Origin of the sequence: Vibrio sp. Vb1337 (assembly GCF_033338715.1) — a bacterium.
In the GTDB taxonomy this organism is placed as follows: Bacteria; Pseudomonadota; Gammaproteobacteria; order Enterobacterales; family Vibrionaceae; genus Vibrio; species Vibrio alginolyticus.
This window is the reverse complement of sequence record NZ_JAWOTD010000002.1, coordinates 421581-438437: the sequence shown is the minus strand read 5'-3', so window position 1 is coordinate 438437 and position 16857 is coordinate 421581. Positions and strand designations below refer to the sequence as shown.

General features: G+C 45.2%; 19 protein-coding genes. 14 read left to right on the top strand and 5 right to left on the bottom strand.

Going from position 1 to position 16857, the window contains the following annotated elements; translation table 11 throughout:
- The 4 genes from R7E42_RS03765 to R7E42_RS03750 form a co-directional block, all read left to right on the top strand.
- On the top strand, positions 1-1578 hold a 1578-nt coding region (locus tag R7E42_RS03765), incomplete at its 5' end, for a sodium:proton antiporter (RefSeq protein ID WP_318072356.1).
- Positions 1579-1816: 238 nt separating this feature from the next.
- Complete coding sequence (fni, locus tag R7E42_RS03760) at positions 1817-2836, top strand: type 2 isopentenyl-diphosphate Delta-isomerase (RefSeq protein ID WP_005388695.1); 1020 nt, start codon at positions 1817-1819, stop codon at positions 2834-2836.
- 194 nt (positions 2837-3030) lie between these two features.
- Entirely contained in the window at positions 3031-3294 is a 264-nt protein-coding gene (locus R7E42_RS03755) for a DUF3012 domain-containing protein (protein WP_005373992.1), read from the top strand.
- Positions 3295-3546: 252 nt separating this feature from the next.
- Positions 3547-3945, top strand: a complete 399-nt coding sequence (locus R7E42_RS03750) for a GFA family protein (protein WP_005388696.1) — start codon at positions 3547-3549, stop codon at positions 3943-3945.
- A gap of 93 nt (positions 3946-4038) precedes the next feature.
- On the opposite strand, the gene R7E42_RS03745 is transcribed toward R7E42_RS03750, so the two are convergent.
- Positions 4039-4389 carry a rhodanese-like domain-containing protein gene (locus tag R7E42_RS03745; RefSeq protein WP_025768015.1) on the bottom strand — a complete coding sequence of 117 codons (351 nt, stop codon included), beginning with the start codon at positions 4387-4389 and terminating at the stop codon, positions 4039-4041.
- Between the two features lie 267 nt (positions 4390-4656).
- Between R7E42_RS03745 and R7E42_RS03740 the strand changes: the two genes are divergently transcribed.
- The 3 genes from R7E42_RS03740 to R7E42_RS03730 all read left to right on the top strand — a co-directional run bounded on the left by R7E42_RS03740 (position 4657) and on the right by R7E42_RS03730 (position 6894).
- Entirely contained in the window at positions 4657-4947 is a 291-nt protein-coding gene (locus tag R7E42_RS03740; RefSeq protein ID WP_005373989.1) for a co-chaperone GroES, read from the top strand.
- A 33-nt stretch (positions 4948-4980) separates the two neighbouring features.
- A complete protein-coding gene (gene groL / locus R7E42_RS03735; RefSeq protein ID WP_053304624.1) occupies positions 4981-6579 on the top strand; it encodes a chaperonin GroEL in 1599 nt (532 codons plus the stop codon).
- 105 nt (positions 6580-6684) lie between these two features.
- Positions 6685-6894 (top strand): hypothetical protein, encoded by a 210-nt coding sequence (locus R7E42_RS03730; RefSeq protein ID WP_115386481.1) that lies wholly within the window; start codon positions 6685-6687, stop codon positions 6892-6894.
- 130 nt (positions 6895-7024) lie between these two features.
- Here the strand turns inward: R7E42_RS03730 and R7E42_RS03725 are convergent, their stop codons facing one another.
- Complete coding sequence (locus R7E42_RS03725) at positions 7025-7636, bottom strand: LysE family translocator (protein ID WP_213871472.1); 612 nt, start codon at positions 7634-7636, stop codon at positions 7025-7027.
- A gap of 109 nt (positions 7637-7745) precedes the next feature.
- Between R7E42_RS03725 and R7E42_RS03720 the strand changes: the two genes are divergently transcribed.
- Entirely contained in the window at positions 7746-8636 is an 891-nt protein-coding gene (locus R7E42_RS03720) for a LysR family transcriptional regulator (protein ID WP_213871471.1), read from the top strand.
- A 59-nt stretch (positions 8637-8695) separates the two neighbouring features.
- Positions 8696-9067: a VOC family protein gene (locus R7E42_RS03715; RefSeq protein WP_053304622.1), complete on the top strand. Its 372-nt coding sequence runs from the start codon at positions 8696-8698 to the stop codon at positions 9065-9067.
- Between the two features lie 98 nt (positions 9068-9165).
- On the opposite strand, the gene R7E42_RS03710 is transcribed toward R7E42_RS03715, so the two are convergent.
- Positions 9166-9387, bottom strand: a complete 222-nt coding sequence (locus tag R7E42_RS03710; protein ID WP_213876821.1) for a hypothetical protein — start codon at positions 9385-9387, stop codon at positions 9166-9168.
- A 122-nt stretch (positions 9388-9509) separates the two neighbouring features.
- Between R7E42_RS03710 and R7E42_RS03705 the strand changes: the two genes are divergently transcribed.
- Positions 9510-10037, top strand: coding sequence for a TetR/AcrR family transcriptional regulator (locus R7E42_RS03705; protein ID WP_005373975.1), 528 nt, complete (start codon positions 9510-9512; stop codon positions 10035-10037).
- A 44-nt stretch (positions 10038-10081) separates the two neighbouring features.
- Here R7E42_RS03705 and R7E42_RS03700 read toward each other — a convergent pair whose 3' ends face one another.
- Complete coding sequence (locus R7E42_RS03700; protein ID WP_031781237.1) at positions 10082-11032, bottom strand: helix-turn-helix domain-containing protein; 951 nt, start codon at positions 11030-11032, stop codon at positions 10082-10084.
- A gap of 184 nt (positions 11033-11216) precedes the next feature.
- On the opposite strand from R7E42_RS03700, the gene R7E42_RS03695 reads away from it, so the two are divergent.
- The 4 genes from R7E42_RS03695 (at position 11217) to R7E42_RS03680 (ending at position 16164) form a co-directional block, all read left to right on the top strand.
- Positions 11217-12629, top strand: a complete 1413-nt coding sequence (locus R7E42_RS03695) for an ethanolamine ammonia-lyase subunit EutB (protein WP_213876823.1) — start codon at positions 11217-11219, stop codon at positions 12627-12629.
- The gene (eutC, locus tag R7E42_RS03690; protein ID WP_171344256.1) at positions 12622-13506 is read left to right on the top strand and encodes an ethanolamine ammonia-lyase subunit EutC; all 885 of its coding nucleotides are present in this window, start codon (positions 12622-12624) and stop codon (positions 13504-13506) included. Before R7E42_RS03695 ends, eutC begins: the two co-directional genes overlap by 8 nt.
- A gap of 11 nt (positions 13507-13517) precedes the next feature.
- Positions 13518-14921, top strand: coding sequence for an ethanolamine permease (eat, locus tag R7E42_RS03685; protein ID WP_318072355.1), 1404 nt, complete (start codon positions 13518-13520; stop codon positions 14919-14921).
- 187 nt (positions 14922-15108) lie between these two features.
- Entirely contained in the window at positions 15109-16164 is a 1056-nt protein-coding gene (locus tag R7E42_RS03680) for an NAD(P)H-dependent flavin oxidoreductase (RefSeq protein ID WP_213903200.1), read from the top strand.
- Between the two features lie 38 nt (positions 16165-16202).
- On the opposite strand, the gene R7E42_RS03675 is transcribed toward R7E42_RS03680, so the two are convergent.
- On the bottom strand, positions 16203-16682 hold the full coding sequence (locus R7E42_RS03675; RefSeq protein ID WP_005388723.1) for a peptide-methionine (S)-S-oxide reductase: 480 nt from the start codon (positions 16680-16682) through the stop codon (positions 16203-16205).
- Positions 16683-16857 lie beyond the last annotated feature (175 nt).

Here is a 16857-nt window from a genome sequence, read left to right as displayed (position 1 = left end):
AGTTTGACCTTAAATTTTAAAGAAATTCGTGGCGTGAGTGGTTCGGTATGGAGCATTGTTTCCATCGGGGCGATCATTTCGTGGGCAGCGACCAGTATCGCAACACACTATTTCCTCGGCTTTACTTGGGAGCTTGCCATGTTGTTCGGCAGCTTAACCGTAGTAACAGGGCCGACGGTCATCGTGCCACTTCTACGAACCGTAAGACCTAACAGTACGCTTGCTAACATTTTGCGATGGGAAGGGATTTTGATTGACCCGCTCGGTGCGCTTTTTGTTGTGATGGTTTACGAGTTTATCGTATCTCACAGTGCGATAAATAGCGTCGAAGTGTTTGGGACGATCATTGCTGTCGGTGTCATGCTAGGTGCGGCCTCAGGCTATGCAGTTGCGACGATCATGCGTCGTTCTTGGCTACCGGAATATTTGCAGCCATTTGCGGTTTTGATGGTGGTTCTAGGTGTATTTTCGGTCTCTAACCACATTGAGTCTGAAGCTGGGTTACTAACCGTCACCGTAATGGGTATGTGGCTCGCAAACGCTAAAGACATCAATATTCAGCAAATTCTGCATTTTAAAGAGCATTTAACCATTTTACTGATCACCGGATTGTTCATCTTCCTTGCGGCTCGAATCAGTCTGGATGATTTTGCTGCGCTAGGTAGCGGTGCGTTATTGTTGTTTGTATTTATGCAGTTAGTGTCGCGTCCGTTATCGATTTTTCTTTCAACCTTCCGCAGCAACTTGCGTCTCAAAGATAAGCTGTTTTTGTCTTGGGTTGCACCGCGCGGTATTGTTGCTGCTTCGATTTCGTCTCTTTTCGCGATCAAATTGACTGAATACGGCATTGATGAAGCGATTTTACTGGTCCCTATGACCTTCATGGTGATTATAGGAACGGTCGTGTTACAAAGTGCGACGGCACGTCCTGTAGCGCTGACGTTGGGCGTCGCAGAGCCAGCACCCCGCGGCTTCTTGTTGATTGGTGCTAACCGAGTAGCAAGAGAAATAGGGCAGGCGTTGTCGCGTTATGACCGTCGCGTATTAATGACTGACTCAAACTGGGAGTACATCAGTCAGGTTCGTATGTTGGGACTGGATTACTATTACGGCAACCCTATTTCTAGTCACGCGGACGACAACTTGAACTTGATAGGAATAGGTCAAGTGGTTGCATTAACGCCCGATCAGCATTTCAACATTATGGCTTGCATGCAATTCGTCGACGAGTTCGGGGAAGATAAAGTTCACTGCTTACAAAAAGTGAAAACCAACAGCAATGGCAGCGAGAAGCACTCCGTGGCTCAGGAGTACCATGGTAAATTGCTGATGGGCGGCAATGTAAGCTATACCCAGCTAGCCAGTATGTTAAGTCGTGGTGCAGAGGTTAAACACACGAAATTGAGCGATAACTTCACGTATCAAGATTATTTAGCGCATCACAAAGGTAGTTCAGTTGTACCGCTGTTCCATGTAGAAGAAAAAGGAAAAATTCAATTCTGTGATGATCCAGAGCAGTTTGAACCAACGACGACAAGCACTGTTGTGTCGCTAATTCTGTCGGACAGCGTAAAGTAAACTACAGAGCAATGTGATCCATTTGCATCATGGGTATCGTACGCTGATTATCTCAATTTGAAGAGAAACTTGCCGGCTTGTTGAAAACGGAAAGCGAGTTTCTTTTCTTATAATGTCAGGGGCAGTCGAGATTCATTACTCGTTTCGGAAAAGTAATCCGGCAAATTCACAAAATTCGCATTGACGTTACTGATAAGGATCGCAATACTGCGCGACTGTTTTACTTTAGGGTGACATTATGGCTCCGCAAACTAACCGAAAAGATTTACACCTAGATGCTGTTTTACATCATGATATGAGCATGAAGCATAAAACGGCGGGTTTTGAGTCTGTCGAGTTCGAACACTGTGCGCTGCCAGAATGTGACTTTCACGCGATCGATTTATCGACAGAGTTTCTTGGTCATCAATTAGCGCTACCATTTTTGATTAGCTCGATGACTGGCGGAGCAAAAGACGCAGAAACGATCAATTGTCGTTTGGCTGAAGCCGCAAGTGAATTAGGTATTGCCATGGGTGTGGGCTCGCAACGGATTAGCTTAGAAGAAAGTCAGCATTCGGGCTTGGGTAAAACCATTCGTGAGTTGGCGAAAGAAGTACCGTTGTATTCCAACCTTGGAGCCGCTCAATTGCTCGATAAAGGTAAACTCGATAATGCGCAACGTGCGGTTGAGGCGATTCAAGCAGATGCCTTGTTTGTGCACGTTAATCCAATGCAGGAAGCGTTTCAGAAAAATGGCGACCACAATTGGGTTGGTGTTTTCCAGGCAATTGAGATGCTTAAATCTCGCGTGAAGGTTCCTATCATTATCAAAGAAGTCGGTTTTGGTATTAGCGGACACGTTGCGCAGCGATTAATTGATGCTGGTGTGGATGCAATCGACGTTGCGGGCGCGGGTGGCACAAGCTGGAGTGCGGTTGAAGGGTATTGCCAAGATAATCCGAAAATGCAGCGTGCAGCCGAGCTTTTCCGCGATTGGGGTGTCCCTACAGCAACATGTTTGGCTCAAATCCGCGCACTGCATCCTACATTACCCTTGATCGCCTCGGGAGGTGTTCATAACGGACTTGAAGCGGCGAAAGCCATTCATTTGGGTGCTAATCTCATTGGGCAAGCTGGTGCGGTATTAAAAGCTGCGACGATCAGCACGCAGTCTGTCGTCGATCACTTTGAACAAATGGCATTAGAGCTGCGTTTAGCGTGCTTTGGTACTGGCTCTTTTAAGGTTGGTGAGCTAACAAAAGCGCGCTGCCTATAGCTTTTAGAATGGCGCGCTTTACACAGAGTCGCTCAATAATTTTTCGGTGTCTTAACACGTAGACTGATAATTTCGTTATAGTTGATACAAAAGTCACTTCAGCTAGTGACGCCTTTATTCAGACACTTGAATGGGCATGTGTTGAAGAGATTGAGTTTAATTTTACTATTGTTTGCAACTGGAACCTTAAATTTATGAAAAAACTAGTCATGCTGATGTTGGCGGCTTCTGCTTTGACCGCTTGTAGTGATGAAGTGGGCACTGAAGGCTGGTGTAACGACATGCGCGATAAGCCAAAAACAGAATGGACAGCAGACAACGCGGTAGACTTTGCAAAGCATTGTGTTCTGCAAGATGGTGTCGGCAGCGAGCAATGGTGTGAAAACCTGAAAGATAAGCCGAAAGGTGACTGGACTGCAAACGAAGCGACCAGCTTTACTAAACACTGCATTTTTTAAGCACAGCGGAACGCGCCTTTTCTGAGGCGACATTCTGTGAGGTAAACACCAAGCGTTATTGCTTGGTGTTTTTGTATCTAAAATAGCTCGATTTTTCACGTGTCGAGCGCACTTCCCTCTGAATGGAATGTTTTACATTTTCGTTTCATTTTTGAAAACCTGTATTGCCTGTCTTTAATTTTTCGTATTGCAGTGGCATGGTGTCGAGATAGCCATCTAATTCAATTAGATTCATAACAAAAAGGAATTCAAATGGAAGTACTAAAAGGCTCATGTCTGTGCGGCAAGGTAAAGTTGGAAGTGGCAGATGAATTCAAGTACATGGGAAATTGCCATTGCTCTGAATGCCGCAAGTTCACAGGTTCTGACTATTCATCTGCCGGTGGTATTGCGTTGGATAAACTGCTTATTATCCAAGGGAAAGAAGATATTCAAACTTATCAGAAAAGCGAAAATACCATGCTATGCTTTTGTCGCCACTGCGGATCAAGTCTGTATTCGAAAAAGAACAATGGGATCGTCAATATTCGCCTTGGTATCTTGGATGACACACCTTCTCACAAGCCTGATTTCCATATTTTTGTCGCGTCGAAAGCGCCGTGGCTCGAGATATCGGATAACCTGACTCAATTTGATGCAGGGCCAAAATAGAGTTGTTGTAGATAAGTATTTAGAAACAGAGCGCGTTACAATACGCTTGCGACGCGCTCTGTGCTTTTACTTTGTATATTAGAACGGAGACGACTATTTGGCGTCTTGTAGTTCTTCAAAGCCACCTGCATTGTGCAGATTCGTAAAGCCTTGCGATTGTAAGTATTGATACGCTTTGCCAGAGCGGTTACCACTGCGACAGTACAACACGATAGCTTGATCTTTATCGACGTCTTGAAAATGTTTATCAAGTTCAGATAAAGGGAAGTTGACGGCATTATCCAAATGCCCTTCAGAAAACTCTTGCGGCGTGCGCACATCGACAATCATCGCGCCCTCGTCAATCAATTGCCAACCTTGTTCAGCGCGTTCAGAAGCTGACACGTTGGGTGAGAGGAAGCCAACGCATAACGTTGCAAGAAATAGAGATACGGCCTTTTTCATTGTTTGATTATCCTTTTTAAGAGTACGTAACCACTCTAGATTTGATTGAGCACATTTTCCATCATAAAGAGATGCTAAGTGGTTGTGAATGCGATAATTCGATAGAAAATTTTATTTAATTTAATAAAAAATTTTTATCAAATTCACCTCTTGAACTCTCATTTTTCGACCTTATTATTTTCATCGGAAGCGAGCTGTCGACTCGCAAATCCATCTTGATGTTTATTTTGTCTTTTATTTTTGGTTCCAAGTAGGAGGCACTTAAAAATGAAAATTCGTCCTTTAAATGACAAGCTAATTGTTGAAAGACAAGAGGTGGAAAATAAATCTGAAGGGGGAATCGTTTTAACTTCTCAGTCGGTGAAAAAATCAAACCGCGGGAAAGTCATTGCTGTTGGTTTAGGTAAACGTCTTGAAAATGGCGAACGCGCTGCGATGGAAGTCAAAGTGGGCGACCAAATCATTTTCAATGACGGTTACGGCGTGAAAACCGAGAAAATTGACGGCGCAGAATACTTAATTCTGTCCGAATCTGATGTGTTAGCAATCGTTGAGTAATTATTTTTGTAGTAGTTTTTTGAGGAGATAACCATGGCTGCAAAAGACGTATTATTTGCTAATGACGCACGTCAAAAAATGCTGAAAGGTGTGAACTTACTGGCGGACGCAGTAAAAGTGACACTAGGCCCGAAAGGCCGCAACGTTGTGCTTGATAAATCTTACGGCGCGCCAACCATCACCAAAGATGGCGTGTCTGTAGCGAAAGAAATCGAACTGAAAGATAAGTTCGAAAACATGGGCGCACAAATGGTGAAACAAGTGGCGTCCAAAGCGAATGATGAAGCGGGGGACGGTACAACGACCGCTACCGTACTGGCGCAATCTTTCATCAATGAAGGTCTTAAAGCGGTAGCCTCTGGCATGAACCCAATGGACCTAAAACGTGGTATCGACAAAGCCACTGAAGCGGCGGTTGAGAAACTACGTGAAATGTCTAAGCCATGCAGCGACAAAGAATCCATCACCCAAGTGGGTAGCATTTCTGCAAACAGCGATCGCGCGATCGGTGAAATCATTGCAGAAGCGATGGAGAAAGTGGGTCGCAATGGCGTGATTACGGTTGAAGAAGGCCAAGGTCTAAACAACGAATTGTCTGTGGTTGAAGGTATGCAATTTGACCGCGGTTACTTGTCGCCATACTTCATCACTAACCAAGAAAATGGCAGCGTAGAGCTAGACAACCCTTACATCCTATTGGTGGACAAAAAAGTCAGCAGCATCCGCGAGCTATTGCCTGTACTAGAAGAAGTGGCGAAATCTTCTCGCTCGCTATTGATCATTGCTGAAGACATCGAAGGTGAAGCGCTAGCGACATTGGTTGTGAACAACATGCGCGGCATCGTGCGTGCGACCGCGGTGAAAGCGCCTGGCTTTGGTGACAACCGTAAAGCGATGATGGAAGACATTGCGGTACTAACTGCTGGTACGGTCATCTCTGAAGAAATCGGCCTAGAGCTCGAAAAAGCAACGTTAGAGCAACTAGGTAGTGCGAAGAAAGTGACCATCACCAAAGACACAACAACCATTGTGGGTGGCGCAGCAGAAGCAAGCGCGATTGCTGATCGTGTGGCTTCGATTGAAAAACAAATCGAAACAACCACCTCTCAATACGATAAAGACAAGCTTCAACAACGTGTTGCGAAGCTTTCTGGCGGCGTAGCGGTGATCAAGATCGGCGCTGCAACCGAAGTTGAGATGAAAGAGAAGAAAGATCGCGTGGACGATGCACTACACGCTACTCGCGCAGCGGTTGAAGAAGGTATTGTTGCTGGTGGTGGTGTTGCCCTAACTAAGATCGCGAAAGAATTGGCGGATCTAAAAGGCGACAATGATGACCAAAACGTGGGTATCCGAGTTGCGTTACGTGCAATGGAAGAGCCTCTTCGTCAAATCGCAACTAACGCAGGTGACGAAGCTTCTGTTGTGGCGAACGCTGTCAAAGCTGGTGATTCCGATTACGGTTACAACGCTGCAACAGGTGAATACGGCAACATGATCGAAATGGGCATCTTGGACCCTGCGAAAGTAACACGTTCAGCGCTTCAATTCGCAGCGTCTGTTGCTGGCTTGATGATCACCACTGAAGCGATGATCACCAACCACGTTGAAGACAAAGAACTTGATATCTAACGTCATCAACCGTTAGTGATTAAGTAAGCGTTAAAATAACAATAACATTGCAAAACCTAAGCGGGCTCGCTTGAGCCCGCTAATCAGTCATTTGAGGTAAGTGTTATGACCCGTTTACCTGAGTTTTCTTTCTCAATATCTGAGCCGGGCGGTAATGAAGCTTCGTCAACGTGGCCGACTGCTATTCACTTCCCCCTCGTTCCAGCTGGGCCAGAGTTTTCGATCGAAAATGCTCTGCCTAAACGTCCGACGGTGACGATATTCACTATCGATCTGTCTCAGTTATTTAAAGGGGACGCTCGGGTCATCCATTAACTGTATCGAAACAGCCAGCGCACGTTGGCTGTTTTTTCTAATTTAAGGTATTGATAATGCAGATTTTTATTTGATTACTGCCACTTGTTCAATGATCAATTTGAACTGGGGTAATCGGACCGCAAGCGTACTACACTTTTAAGCCCAGCATCGCGCCGAAAATGATTAATCCCGCCCCACATGCTTGATTGAGTCGATGCTTAATCTTCAACAAGAAAGCTTGTAGTTGGGGTGACGTGAATAAAACAGCAACGATAGAAAACCAAATACCATGCAGCGCAATCATATAAATCCCGTAAAACAAGGCGATGTGTTGCTGACTAGAGTCGGGAGAAATCACTTGGCTAAAAATACTCAGAAAAAACAGCATCGTCTTGGGATTGAGTAAATTACACAGAAATCCCTGAATGAAAAATCGCCACATTGAATACTCGCTCTGTTGAATGGTTTCTGAGTTTGACGCAGGCTGCGAGGAGAATATTCCTTTAATCCCAAGGTAGACAAGATAAGCGGCCCCAAGATAGCGCACGAGATTAAACAACCATTCATTTTGTGAAATTAAGTAACTGATCCCTAGCATGGAGTAAGCGATGTGGATGCTGATCGCCATGCTGATACCAATCGCACTGTATACGCCTGCTTTTCGTCCTTGATTTAAGCTATTTCTTAATACCAAAACAAAGTCTGCGCCAGGGCTAATGACAATAAGCACACCTAATAACGCAAGAGTTACAAATTCCATATCGATTTCCTGTTTGAATGATGAAGTCTGGGATGTAGCGGAATTGTAGGCGTCTTTATTACTGACTATAATCGAAAAACATTCCCATATTGGTGAGAAAAACTCACAGATGCGTCACCTGAAATCTTTTTATGTCTTCCACGTTGCGGCGAGTTCTTCAAGCTACACTGAAGCGGCTGACAAACTGAACATTACCCACGGAGCCGTGAGTAAGCAGATCAAGCAACTTGAGCAATATCTGTCTCAACCTTTGTTCTTCAAAGAGGGCAGGAAAGTCGTGTTGACGGCAGAAGGCGAATTACTCAAGACATACACAGAAACGGCATTCCAAACGCTAGAAACAGGCGTGAATACGCTTATTCAAGAGAAGCATCAGCATCTTGAAGTGTCTTGTGAACCGACATTAACCATGCGCTGGTTGATGCCAAGGTTGGCCGCGTTTAATGATGAACACCGTGCTGATGTTCGTTTGTCGACGGCTGGTGGCCCGGTAACATTAGGATCAACTGGGCTTTCGATGGCGATTCGTCGAGACGATTTTGCGCAGCATCACGATTACGACAAAACCATTCTTGTGGAAGAGTGGGTGGGGCCGGTATTTTCTCCTGAGTATTGGCAATCCATTAAAGACAATTTGAAAGCAGCTCGATTGTTGAATAGCCAAACCAGACCGAATGCTTGGGCGGATTGGCAGCAATCAACACGTTGTGAAACTTTCAACGGCAACACTCAGCAATCATTCACGCATTTTTATTTTTGCATACAAGCAGCGGTGGATGGCTTAGGCGTCGCAATGGGATCGTATCCTTTTGTCATGGACGATATTAAGCGTGGTAATTTGGTCGCACCATTTGGGTTTTCTCCATCAAGTTGCAATTACGTTTTATTGAGTCAAGATAAAAAGCGTACAGAACTCGAACATAAATTTATCACGTGGTTACAAACGCAAATGGCAGAGTGTGTGCCACTGTCATCACAGCAGATTACGCAAGGCGAATAGAAGGCATAGAGCGAGATTACGTCAGTCAGTTTTATGGAAAAAGGCTTAGGAAATTGGAAATGGAAAACCTCAATATTGTTGAAATCAAATCATTTGTTCCGGCGAAAGATTACGCGCTATCAAAACGCTTTTATGAGGCGATTGGCTTTGAAATGGCGTCGGACTTCGGTGATGTAGCATACTTCTCTCAAGGTAGCTGCGCGTTTCTTTTACAGAATTTTTATGAGCCAGAACACGGCAATAACTTCATGATGCACTTGCTCGTAGAAGACGCAGAAAGTTGGCATCAGCACTTATCCAAAGTGGGTCATGAGGAATTTGGTTCGCGTTTGACAGAGCTAGTCGAGCAACCTTGGGGCATACGCGAATGTTGTTTGTTTGACCCTAGTGGCGTTTTATGGCGAATTGGCCAGAACATGAATACTGACTAAAGCCAGTCTTATTTTCACCGCATCTACGCGCAGGTATTGAGATCTCGATATCTGCGCGTTTTCTTTTTTACTTAGCCTTGCCAACGTTTGTAGCGCACTCACGCCTTTTTCGAGGTGGTGTGCGATGAGCTAACGCCAAAAAACTCCTCAAGCAGCATGGCTTTGAGTTCCGCTCTGACTTCTGCGCCACCGATTAACGCCAAAAGTACGAGTCCTCCTGGAATAAGGATGACCATTAATATCGGTCTTAAAATATACGAAAAGCAGAAGATGGTCGGGAAGAAAATCAATCCTTGGCCTAGTTTGTTTAATACGTACATGAGCGATTCCTTTTGTTTTTATATAAAATGAGCATGCTCAATTTTATAAATGAGCGCGCTCAATTTGTCAATCTCAACCACGCAAGGTATGATCCTTTCAGGCTCATTAAGCAGACACATCAATGACGAAGCGACAACAAACCAGAGATAAAATTCTAAAAGCCGCATGGGCATCTTTTGCTCAAAATGGCTATGACATGACGACCACAAGGCAGATAGCGAGAGAAGCAGGAGTAGCCGATGGCACAGTGTTTAGCCATTTCCCGACTAAACTGTCGATTTTGCGCGAAGGGATGCTGGCGCAACTGCAACAGATCAGCCAAGAAACGCTAGTCAGTGTGGAAGGTAAAACCGATATCGACATTGGTTTGGCGCTGACGGAGAAATACTATCGCTACTATTTTGCGAACGTTGAGCTGAGCCGAGCTTTGTTGAAAGAAGTGATTTGGGATTTGGATTATTATCAGTCGTTTAACCAAGCTTTGTTTCAATCTGTAAACGGAAGCTCCGTCCTTGAGGGAAAAATACCGCTGATTTTTGACTGCTATTTTATGACGTTAATCTCGCACTTGAGCCGTGCAGAACCGGATGTTGAAGCGGCACTTGAAGAGCTTCATGCTAAGTTTCAGCAAATCATTGCGACTGCATAACATGGCCCCAACGCAGGATCTGAAAGAATATACTGCCTGTCATTTTATTTGCTGGACTCCCATTTTCTCGTTTCAGTTGGCGTCTCACCAAATAGCCGCTTGTAGCTTTGACTGAACTGCCCGAGATGGAAAAAACCAAAGTCAAAAGCAATTTCTGCAATTGTTCGATTATCTTCAGGGCTTTGTAGCACTCTACGTACTTGATTCAGGCGCATTCGATGTATGAACTGCTTTGGGGAAGTATTACAGCAATGTTCAAAGGTGTACTGTAGTGTGCGACGACTGACGTGTACTGCGTCACACAGTTCACTGACGGTTATTGGTGTACGGTAGTCTAGATCCTGTAGCTGTTGTTTTATACGCTGCATCACGTGTTGACGATGAGAGATTGATATCGGATGGCTCGTGTGCAGTGAACTGAGTGAGAACAACTCCAGCACAATGTCTTTTAAGATTGCTTGATGTGTGGTTTCAGACCATCTTGGCTCGGCGGAACCAAGTAACGTGCCTAAGTAGTATTTAAGTTGTTGAATGTGTTTTTCCGTCAAACCCGTTAAGTGAAATGTGTTGTTTTGGATACTCCCAAGCTCAAGTTGATTTTCTATGATGTGAACGAAGTTTTTGTCGAGCACTATTCCATAGATAGAAAACTGCTCCGGTGTCATTAACTCAAAATCAGCGCCACCTTGCCTAAGCAAAAGCTGGCTTGAATTAAACTGACTGTGATTTAGGTGTAGCGGCTTATTTTCCGCACTCAAACCCAACCAAATACCTCCCTCTTCAACCCTGCATTGCTGTCTTAGCGAGCGGTTACTGTCTTCACGAAACACATGGAAATTGGGAAATCGTCGTTCTCGAATTTGACCTAAAAATCGACCATCGCTGAGTTGGTCATATTCCTGTTGCCAGTTTATCAGACTCGCAGCTTGTTGGTTTGCATCCTTAGTGTGATGGATGCACAGCATTGGTGCAGTTTGGGGCATTTGGTTACTCATCCTTGTGATGCTCATTCCTTTTTTGTGAGTCATGTTGGAGCAGTATTTACATAACTCATTGTTTATTATTGGTTTATAAATGTTGCCAGTTTTTGATAACGCTACGGAACACATTTGGCAATACTTTCTTAAAGCTTATTGATAGTTCAGCAAAAAGCGAACCAAATAGTGAAGAGGAAGAGCAATGACGGCAACTTATCGTCGGCAACAAGGAAGTAAAGTCTATACCTTTAAGTCATTAGCTGACTTGATGGCGAAAGCGACACCGGAGCGCTCAGGCGATGCGTTAGCCGGGGTTTGTGCTCAGTCAGCGGCAGAACGTGTAGTCGCACAAATGGCGCTGTCTGAGTTACCACTTAAAACGTTTCTTAACGAGGCGGTTATTCCATACGAAAGCGACGATATCACTCGCCTAATTATCGATACGCATGACCTTGAAGCCTTTAAGCCGATTGAGCACTTGACGGTTGGAGATTTTCGAAATTGGCTGCTGAGTGAAGAAGCCGATGGTGAAACGTTGGCTAAAATTCGTCAAGGTTTAACACCAGAAATGGTGGCCGCAGTCAGTAAGATTATGCGCAACCAGGATTTGATTCTCGTTGCTAAAAAATGCCAAGTTGTCACGGCTTTTCGGAATACGATAGGTTTGCCGAGTCGCCTGTCTACTCGCTTACAGCCGAATCATCCCATTGATTCTCTCAACGGTATCGCAGCGACCATTTTTGATGGTCTGATGTACGGAAATGGCGATGCGGTTATCGGTATCAATCCGGCAACAGATAATGTACCTCAAGCTATTAAGTTAATGAACTTAATGGATGAGGTGATTCAACACTATCAAATACCGACTCAGTCTTGTGTGTTAACTCATGTCACGAACACGATCGAAGCCATTGAAATGGGTGCACCAGTCGATCTCGTTTTTCAGTCGATAGGCGGCACGCAAGGGACGAATGATACCTTCGGAATCGACTTGTCGATTTTGAAAGAGGCCCACGAAGCCGCGTTGTCTTTGAATCGAGGTAGCGTAGGAAACAATGTGATGTATTTTGAAACCGGACAAGGTACAGCGCTGTCTGCGAATGCATTTCATGGGGTCGATCAGCAGACTTGTGAAGCCCGCGCTTATGCTGTCGCGAAACAGTTCGATCCTTTGTTGGTTAATACTGTCGTTGGGTTTATTGGCCCTGAGTATCTGTTTGATGGCAAACAGATCATTCGTGCTGGGCTTGAAGATCATTTCTGTGGGAAGTTGCTTGGTTTACCTATGGGTTGCGATATCTGTTACACCAATCATGCCTATGCCGATCAGAATGACATGGATAACTTGCTGACACTATTAGGTGTGGCCGAGTGCTCGTTCATCATGGGTATTCCAGGGTCTGATGACATCATGCTCAACTATCAAACTACCTCATTTCACGATGCCCTTTACGCAAGAAAAGTACTCGGTTTGAAGCCAGCACCAGAGTTTGAAAAATGGTTAATGGAGATGCAGATTTTCGAGAGCGTGCAAGACGTTCGGTTAAGTGAGCAAATCTCTCGCTCGTTTTCGGGAGCAATTAACCAACTGAATAAGGGGTATTCTCATGGGTAAAGTAATCACCATTGCTCAGTCCCCACAAGATGAGTCTGGAGTTGTCACACACAACCCTTGGGGCAAGTTACGCGACTTCACCTCTGCTCGGATCGCTCTGGGTCGCAGCGGAAACAGTGTACCAACCAACGAGTTACTCTCATTTCAGCTGGATCATGCCCAAGCTATGGATGCAGTGCATTGCAGTTTGAATATTGAGTCTCTCGTTGCTGGTTTGTCGGACTCTTACTCGATTCTTGAAAATACCTTAGAACCTCCAGTGGTAGTGAGCAGTCAAGTGAGTGACCGGCTTATGTACCTGCAAAGGCCCGATTTGGGAAGGCAGCTCGATGAATCTTCTTGGCAAACGCTCAACTTGATAGCAAATGAGCATAACACTGACATTGATCTTGCGATTGTTATTGCTGATGGACTTTCTTCCGTCGCAATTCAAAACCATGCCGTGCCTGTTGTTACTCGATTGATTTCTCTTTTAAGCGCTGATGATGGACATCAATGGAAATTCGCACCTATCACAATCGTAAAGCAAGGAAGAGTAGCGGTAGGGGATGATGTTGGTGAATGTTTTAACGCCAAGGCCGTGCTGGTTTTAATTGGAGAGAGACCCGGTCTAACTTCTCCGGATAGCATGGGTATGTATCTCACTTGGGGGGCTAAACGAGGCTCTAAAGATTCCCAAAGAAACTGCATTTCCAATGTGCGTCCCCAGGGGCTCAACTATGACGATGCCTGTGAACGCGCATTTTACTTGCTCAAGGAGGCTCGAAAATTACAACTGTCAGGAGTGAACCTGAAAGATCGCTCCGATATCAATGAGCCAAGTGGCGCAAGCGTTGAAGATAAACACAGCGACAACTTTTTAATTTCATCAAAGTAGAAGGATTTACTATGTCTAAACATCAGGAGTACTTGGCCAAAAGGCAGTTAAAAAGAGGCACCGCAGGTTGGATTTTACTTGCTGGCTTAGGTGTCTCGTATGTTATATCTGGTGACTTCGCCGGTTGGAACTTTGGCATCGCTCAAGCAGGATGGGGAGGCTTTCTTATTGCTGCTATCGCGATGGCAGTAATGTATTTCACGCTAGTATTGTCTTTAGCTGAAATGTCTGCGGCTATTCCTGCTGCGGGTGGTGGTTACAGCTTCGCAAGACAGGCGATGGGGCCGACAGGTGGCTTTTTCACTGGCTTATCGGTTTTGATTGAATATGCGCTCGCGCCTGCTGCGATAGTGATTTTTATTGGCTCAGCAGTGAATGAATTGGTTGGTATCGATGGCCCTGTTGTTTACGCACTTTTCTACGCCGTCTTTATCGCTATTCATATGGCAGGGGTTGGCGAAGCTCTCAAAGTAATGATGGTCATCAGCGGTTTGGCTGTGCTAGCTATTCTCATTACTGCTGCTGTGCTTATTGGTCATTTTGATGTTAACAACTTATTCGATATTGCTCCGGCGACGGCTCAGGCAACAGAAATCTTGCCGTTTGGGTGGTATGGCGTATGGGCTGCGTTGCCATTTGCAATGTGGTTGTTTCTTGCGGTTGAAGGTGTGCCTTTAGCGGCAGAGGAGGCAAAAAATCCGGCAAAAGATGTTCCCAAAGGCATCATTGGTGCGATGCTGTTTTTATTGCTAACCGCAACTATCGTAGTCGTCCTTTTGGCTGGTGCGGTTGGCTCAAAGGCCATAGGCGATAGCGCGGTGCCATTAGTTGACGCCCTAAAGCTTACGGGCAATTCAACGGTAGCAATGGCCGTGAACTTACTTGGATTGGCTGGCCTTATCGCTTCTTTCTTTTCAATCATTTATGGTTACAGTCGCTTGGTGTTTGCGCTTTCCCGCGCGGGTTATTTACCGCAAACTTTGTCATTAACCAGTGACAAAAAAGTGCCTTCTCGTGCGCTTTTGGTTCCGGGCGTTTTTGGGTTCTTGGTTTCACTTACGGGTGAGGGGGACTTAATCTTGGCGATGGCTGTTGTCGGTGCGACTGTATCGTACGCATTAATGTCCTTGAGCCATATTTTATTGCGAATTAAACAGCCGGAATTAACTCGTCCATATAAAACGCCTGGTGGGATAATTACTTCGAGTATTTCTCTGGTGCTTTCTTTGATCGCAATGACAGGTGTTTATGCTTTTGATCCCTCGGCCTTTTTCATGACAATGGGATTGTTTCTTATCGGTGGTGTTTATTATGGGTTATACAGCCGCAACAAATTGGTGGCAGCAACCGCCGAGGAAGAGTTTGCCATGCTGTCTGTAGCAGAGCTAGAGCTTGAATCAGATGTCGTACGATAGTCACTCTGATTCTTGTTATTCAGCATATTAAGGGAGCCATAGGCTCCCTTTGTCATTTCTATCAAAAGTGCATAGCGCACAAATGCATCACTTTAACTTTATAAGTGGTTAATCATGTGAAAGTCTAGTCTGGATAACGATGGCGCAGATCCATCACAGGTAAAGGTTAAGTTTTCAAGGAAAGGTCATGATAAATAAGGTATTTAATACACTTTTGGGAACAGAGTTACCGATTATTCAAGCGCCAATGGCCGGTGTGCAAGACAGCCAAATGACCATAGCCGTCAGTAATGTTGGCGGGCTTGGCTCGTTACCTTGTGGAATGCTGAACAAAGACGCCATCGTAAAAGAACTTCAACTTATCAAGCAGGCAACTAACCGACCGTTTAACCTCAATTTCTTTTGCCATGAAATGCCGGAGTATGACGCCAACAAGCACGAAAAGTGGCAACAAACGCTGCAACCGTATTTTTCCGAGGTTGATGCAACCGTTCAGGCTCAGCCAAACGCTCCGACAAGGATGCCTTTCAATCATGATATTGCTGACGCGATTGAACCATTTGCACCGCCAGTGATCAGTTTCCACTTTGGTTTGCCAGACGATGATCTGTTAGCTCGAATTAGAGGGTGGGGAGGGAAGATCCTTTCGTCAGCGACTACGGTGGACGAAGCACTTTGGCTAGAAGCAAAAGGCGTTGACGGTATTATCGCCCAAGGCTTGGAGGCTGGTGGACACCGAGGTATGTTTTTATCGGATGATTTAACTACTCAATTAAGTTTGATTGCGTTATTACCACAAATCGCCAAACGGGTGAATTTGCCTGTTATTGCTGCAGGCGGAATCGCTGATAGAAGTGGGGTGGAAGCCGCGTTGAGATTAGGAGCGAGTGCCGTTCAAGTTGGCAGCGCCTATTTGTTGTGTGATGAGGCGAAAACATCGTCTTTACATCGATATGCCATTGCCAGTGAACGCGCGCAACATACCGCTGTGACCAATGTTTTCTCGGGCCGACCAGCGAGAGGCATTGTGAATCGCGCGATGTCGGAGCTAGGCTACATCAGTGAGTTTGCGCCGAAATTCCCATACGCCTCCATTGAAATGGCTCAACTAAGAGCGCTTATGGAAAAGCAAAACCGAGATGAATTCACACCGTTGTGGTGCGGACAAAACTCGTCGGGTTGTAAGGAAATATCGGCGGCAGAAATGACATTGTCATTAGTGGAAGGCATCGATTTAAACTGATATGCATCTTGCCTTTTAAAGCGATGCTGACTGAATGGTTACGAGTTATCCCTGTATTTATGTAGTAAATCTAATGGGATGTGGCAGTAATCATTCGGAAAGTTTGTGAGTCTGTCTTGGTGCTCATCATCACTTGGCACATAATTTGTGAGTGGCAGTACTTCTACGGCGATCTTGTCGGCGTCCGGTCGTGCTGCGATAAACGCTTTCGCGATGGTGAGATGCTGTTCGTTTTGGCTATAAACACCAGTACGGTACTTCTCACCTACGTCTTCACCTTGCTTGTTAACGCTGTAAGGGTCGATTATCTCAAACAAATACCCCATTAAAGTTTCAACCGAAACTTGCTCAGCATCGAACTGGGTTTTCACGCACTCTGCGTAGCCATCGTATTCGGATTGAGTGTTATCCGTTGTGCCATTTGCTCGCCCGGCTTCTGTGTTGATTACGCCCGGAAGGTGGCGCATAAATTCTTGCACGCCCCAAAGGCAGCCGCCTGCGAAGTAAATTTCTTCCATTACTTTGATCCTAGTCTCTATCGTTGTTGGGATGTAGGGAGTTAACCCCTCTTCTTCCATCCCATTTTCGTTGCCCTATTATCTGTTGATGGGAGCGATATTCGCAAGGTACAGCTTGGCTAATCAGACCACGCGTTTTTTCCTTTTTACTTTCAAGTTCTTTTCATATGAAACA

Bases quoted from the DNA above. Each gene is read 5' to 3' on its own strand.
- R7E42_RS03720 (WP_213871471.1), top strand. From the start codon at position 7,746: ATGCGTCACCTGAAATCTTTTTATGTCTTCCACGTTGCGGCGAGTTCT.
- groL (WP_053304624.1), top strand. From the start codon at position 4,981: ATGGCTGCAAAAGACGTATTATTTGCTAATGACGCACGTCAAAAAATG.
- R7E42_RS03755 (WP_005373992.1), top strand. From the start codon at position 3,031: ATGAAAAAACTAGTCATGCTGATGTTGGCGGCTTCTGCTTTGACCGCT.
- R7E42_RS03680 (WP_213903200.1), top strand. From the start codon at position 15,109: ATGATAAATAAGGTATTTAATACACTTTTGGGAACAGAGTTACCGATT.
- eutC (WP_171344256.1), top strand. From the start codon at position 12,622: ATGGGTAAAGTAATCACCATTGCTCAGTCCCCACAAGATGAGTCTGGA.
- R7E42_RS03740 (WP_005373989.1), top strand. From the start codon at position 4,657: ATGAAAATTCGTCCTTTAAATGACAAGCTAATTGTTGAAAGACAAGAG.
- R7E42_RS03675 (WP_005388723.1), bottom strand. From the start codon at position 16,682: ATGGAAGAAATTTACTTCGCAGGCGGCTGCCTTTGGGGCGTGCAAGAA.
- R7E42_RS03700 (WP_031781237.1), bottom strand. From the start codon at position 11,032: ATGAGTAACCAAATGCCCCAAACTGCACCAATGCTGTGCATCCATCAC.
- R7E42_RS03750 (WP_005388696.1), top strand. From the start codon at position 3,547: ATGGAAGTACTAAAAGGCTCATGTCTGTGCGGCAAGGTAAAGTTGGAA.
- R7E42_RS03710 (WP_213876821.1), bottom strand. From the start codon at position 9,387: ATGTACGTATTAAACAAACTAGGCCAAGGATTGATTTTCTTCCCGACC.
- fni (WP_005388695.1), top strand. From the start codon at position 1,817: ATGGCTCCGCAAACTAACCGAAAAGATTTACACCTAGATGCTGTTTTA.
- R7E42_RS03745 (WP_025768015.1), bottom strand. From the start codon at position 4,389: ATGAAAAAGGCCGTATCTCTATTTCTTGCAACGTTATGCGTTGGCTTC.
- R7E42_RS03695 (WP_213876823.1), top strand. From the start codon at position 11,217: ATGACGGCAACTTATCGTCGGCAACAAGGAAGTAAAGTCTATACCTTT.
- R7E42_RS03730 (WP_115386481.1), top strand. From the start codon at position 6,685: ATGACCCGTTTACCTGAGTTTTCTTTCTCAATATCTGAGCCGGGCGGT.
- R7E42_RS03705 (WP_005373975.1), top strand. From the start codon at position 9,510: ATGACGAAGCGACAACAAACCAGAGATAAAATTCTAAAAGCCGCATGG.
- R7E42_RS03725 (WP_213871472.1), bottom strand. From the start codon at position 7,636: ATGGAATTTGTAACTCTTGCGTTATTAGGTGTGCTTATTGTCATTAGC.
- eat (WP_318072355.1), top strand. From the start codon at position 13,518: ATGTCTAAACATCAGGAGTACTTGGCCAAAAGGCAGTTAAAAAGAGGC.
- R7E42_RS03715 (WP_053304622.1), top strand. From the start codon at position 8,696: ATGGAAAACCTCAATATTGTTGAAATCAAATCATTTGTTCCGGCGAAA.